At 38.2% G+C, this 1407-nt stretch carries 2 protein-coding genes; one reads left to right on the forward strand and one right to left on the reverse strand.

The features are described 5' to 3' along the window. The coding region (locus KI356_RS25740) for an aldehyde dehydrogenase family protein (RefSeq protein ID WP_212936856.1) at positions 1-492 on the forward strand (492 nt) is incomplete at its 5' end. A 50-nt stretch (positions 493-542) separates the two neighbouring features. On the opposite strand, the gene fabG is transcribed toward KI356_RS25740, so the two are convergent. After that, entirely contained in the window at positions 543-1283 is a 741-nt protein-coding gene (gene fabG, locus KI356_RS25745) for a 3-oxoacyl-ACP reductase FabG (RefSeq protein WP_212936857.1), read from the reverse strand. Positions 1284-1407 lie beyond the last annotated feature (124 nt).

The following is a 1407-nucleotide window of genomic DNA, read 5'->3' on the forward strand; positions in this document are numbered from 1 at the left end:
GGTCTAAATCCAGAAACTACAATCGGACCTCTCGTTTCGGAAGAACAACAAAAACGTGTAATGGGCTATATTGAAAAAGGCATTGCAGAAGGTGCTGAAGTACTTTGCGGAGGAAACAAACCATTCAATCAAGGTTACTTCGTTTCTCCAACAGTATTCGCTGATGTAAATGATGATATGACAATCGCTAAAGAAGAAATTTTCGGTCCAGTTATTTCCGCATTACCGTTTAACGATATTGATGAAGTAATTGATCGTGCGAATAAATCACAATTCGGCTTAGCTGCTGGTGTATGGACAGAGAACGTAAAAACCGCACATTATATTGCAAGCAAAGTACGTGCAGGTACAGTATGGGTAAACTGTTATAACGTCTTTGATGCAGCATCTCCATTTGGAGGATTTAAACAATCTGGCCTTGGCCGCGAAATGGGATCTTATGCGCTGAACAACTATACAGAAGTGAAAAGCGTTTGGATTAACTTAAATTAACAAAAAAGAACCTGACCTACTCGGTCAGGTTCTTTTCATTATGTATTCCTTTAAACTTGCAGTCCCCCGCTCACATTTAATACTTCTCCTGTAATATAGGATGCGTATTCTGATGCTAAAAAGGCCGCTGCGTTTGCAATATCTTCCGGTGTTCCAATTCTTCCAACTGGAATCGCTCCAACCATTTTCTCTTTTACTTTATCCGGTATTGTTTTTGTCATATCAGTATCCATAAATCCTGGACAAATCGCATTACACGTAATACCAAAACTTCCAACCTCTTTCGCTGCTGTTTTTGTTAAGCCTACAACCCCTGCTTTTGTAGCCGCATAATTTGCTTGTCCAATATTTCCTTCCCTACTAATAGAAGAAATATTAATAATCCGTCCATACTGTTGTTGTCTCATATAAAGAAGTGCTGGCTGCATACAATAAAAAACGCCAGTTAAGTTCACTTGTAATACTTGTTCCCAAGCAGACTTCTCCATCTTATGTAACATTGCATCTTTTGTAATCCCAGCGTTATTCACTAAAATATGTAATGCACCAAATTTTTGCACCGCGTACTCAATTAATGATTTCGCTTCATTTTGATTACTCACATCACATCGATATAAGCTCACATCATACCCTTCATCTGACAATTCACGTGTCGTTTCTTGTAGCTTCTCTTCATTTACATCACTAATTAATACTTTAGCCCCTAGTTTCGCAAAAACTCGTGCGATTTCTTTTCCAATCCCCTGTGCAGCACCCGTTACAACAGCTGTTTTCCCATTTAACAAGTCCATCTCTATCCCCCATTTCTATTAGTTATACTGTATATTTCGGCTCTTTGCTTTCCAAATCCTCTTTGTATAAAAAAGTCTATTTGTGTCAAACTAACTTTGCAACGTCGCATAAAGTGAAACTTTA

Source organism: Bacillus hominis (assembly GCF_018332515.1).
Classification (GTDB): domain Bacteria; phylum Bacillota; class Bacilli; order Bacillales; family Bacillaceae_G; genus Bacillus_A; species Bacillus_A hominis.

Excerpts from the sequence above, each read along its gene's own strand:
- fabG (WP_212936857.1), bottom strand. The coding sequence starts at position 1,283 with ATGGACTTGTTAAATGGGAAAACAGCTGTTGTAACGGGTGCTGCACAG.